The organism is Streptomyces sp. bgisy130, assembly GCF_057708345.1.
Genome location: NZ_JBYISA010000121.1, coordinates 1 through 534, shown reverse-complemented (window position 1 = coordinate 534; position 534 = coordinate 1). Strand labels below are relative to the sequence as shown.

The window sequence follows — 534 nt, the reverse complement described above, 5'->3', positions numbered from 1 at the left end:
CCCAGGACACGCCTGATGAAACGGTGTTCGCGGCCATCATCTACGTGCTGGTCAGTGGCTGTTCCTGGCGTGCGTTGCCGCCGTGCTTCGGGATATCGAAGTCGACCGCCCACCGCCGGTTTCTGATCTGGTCGCGGGCCGGCGTGTGGGGCCGGCTGCACGAGGTGATCCTGCACCGGCTCGACGATGCCAGCTTGATCGACGTCTCCCGCGTGGTCTTGGACTCAGCCCACATCAGGGCCAAAAAGGGGGCGAACTCACAGGCCCGTCGCCCGTGGACAGAGGCAAGCCGGGTTCCAAGATGCACATCCTGTCGGACGCGAACGGACTGCCCTTGGTCGTCGGCGTCTCGGCGGGGAACACCCACGACAGCCAAGGACTGAAGCTGATGGTCGAGGGTCACCAAACGAGACACGACCCTCACCGCGGCCGGTACTTCAAACCCGAGCGCCTGCACGCCGACAAGGCGTATGACAGACCCGACCTGCGGAAATGGCTGCGTGGTAAGCGGATTGGAGTGCGGATCGCCCGCAA

1 pseudogene is annotated in these 534 nt (G+C 64.6%); it reads left to right on the top strand.

Annotation, left to right across the window (positions count from 1 at the left end):
- Window positions 1-534 (top strand): annotated as a pseudogene (locus tag AC3EUV_RS38405) (IS5 family transposase); the annotation flags it as partial.